At 67.6% G+C, this 1,255-nt stretch carries 2 protein-coding genes and 1 pseudogene; 1 reads left to right on the forward strand and 2 read right to left on the reverse strand.

Annotated features, from left to right (window positions below; genetic code table 11):
* A pseudogene (locus Q7J39_RS12470) lies at positions 1–284 on the reverse strand (hypothetical protein); the annotation flags it as partial.
* 27 nt (positions 285–311) lie between these two features.
* On the reverse strand, positions 312–779 hold the full coding sequence (locus Q7J39_RS12475; protein ID WP_304825280.1) for a ferritin family protein: 468 nt from the start codon (positions 777–779) through the stop codon (positions 312–314).
* 179 nt (positions 780–958) lie between these two features.
* On the opposite strand from Q7J39_RS12475, the gene Q7J39_RS12480 reads away from it, so the two are divergent.
* The gene (locus tag Q7J39_RS12480) at positions 959–1,237 is read left to right on the forward strand and encodes a PepSY domain-containing protein (protein WP_304825283.1); all 279 of its coding nucleotides are present in this window, start codon (positions 959–961) and stop codon (positions 1,235–1,237) included.
* The last annotated feature ends 18 nt before the right edge of the window (positions 1,238–1,255 follow it).

Genomic DNA, 1,255 nt, shown 5'->3' on the forward strand with positions numbered 1-1,255 from the left:
GTGACGCCGATCAGGCACACGGCGATCCCCGCCAGCAGCACGCGGCTGATGGCGGGATGGGTGAAGGCGTTGTCGAGCTTCAGGCCTTGGAAATGCGGATAGAACCGCATCAGCCCCAGTTGGGGTGAGCCGGTCAGCGCCATCACCAGGCGCAAGGCGATCACCGCGGCGACACCGTATCCGAGCCAGGCGTGAGCCGGCCCCCATTCGGGGCTGAAATAGGCCGCGACCACGAGGACAGCGAGCAGCGCGTGATAGGCCCGAAGGCGCGACAGGGCGGGCATGGCCGTTCTCTCCAATGTCCGGGGCGGCTACTTCGCGACCAGGCGGTCGTGGGCGGCCTTGTAACGCGCATAGTGGTCGCCTTCGTCGACGGCGATCTGACGGAACATCGCCGCCACCTTCAGGTCGCCGGCCTTCTCGGCCTGCTCGGCGAAGGTGACGTACATGGTCTTGTTCTCGTATTTTTCGCCGGCCATGGCGTCGAGCAGGTTGGCGGCGTCGGTCCCGTCGAGCTTCACGGCGTCGGCCTCGCGGTCGAAGTGTTCGTTGGCCTCGACATTGGCCGACTCCTCGAACAGCTTGGCCAGGGCTTCGTCCCCGGCGCTGCGCGCCACCTCGGCATAGCGGCGATACTTCAGGTTGGCGAAGGCCTCGCCGTGCATGGCGGCCAACAGGTTCTCGCGGGTTTGGGGCGCTAGGGCCTCGGCGGCGAGCGCGGGGCCCGCAAGGAAGGCGGCGGCGAGCACGGCGCCGGGCAGCAGCTTGAAGAAGGTCATGGGGAGGTCTCCGGTTGGGGGCGCGGGTCGCGCTGCGCCGAACCTGGCCCCTGCGCCTGACGAAAACCTGACGGGGGTGGGTCCGCGCCGGACCAAGGTCCGTCAGGTCTTTGTCAGGTCGAGCCCCCAGGATCAGGGTCATGGAGCAGCCGCTTCATAGCCCTCAATTGGAGCCCCCCATGCGAACCTTCCTGATCCCCGCCGCCGTCGCCGTCGCCGTCCTGGCCACGGCGGCCAGCGCCGCCGCAGCGCCGGCCTGCACCACCGCCCCCAAGGCCAAATGGCTGAGCGAGGCCCAGATGAAGACCAAGATCGCCGCGCTCGGGTACACGAAGATCAAGGTCTTCCAGGTCAGCGGCAGCTGTTACGAGATCTACGCTTTCAACAAGGCCGGCAAGAAGGCCGAGGTCTACTTCAACCCCGTCACCGGCGCGGTCGTCCAGAACAACGAGGACTAGCCGATGGCCCGCACCGTC

It is taken from the genome of Phenylobacterium sp. (genome assembly GCF_030651185.1).
GTDB lineage: Bacteria > Pseudomonadota > Alphaproteobacteria > Caulobacterales > Caulobacteraceae > Phenylobacterium.

Coding starts and splice junctions, on each gene's coding strand:
- Q7J39_RS12480 (WP_304825283.1), top strand. CDS start 959: ATGCGAACCTTCCTGATCCCCGCCGCCGTCGCCGTCGCCGTCCTGGCC.
- Q7J39_RS12475 (WP_304825280.1), bottom strand. CDS start 779: ATGACCTTCTTCAAGCTGCTGCCCGGCGCCGTGCTCGCCGCCGCCTTC.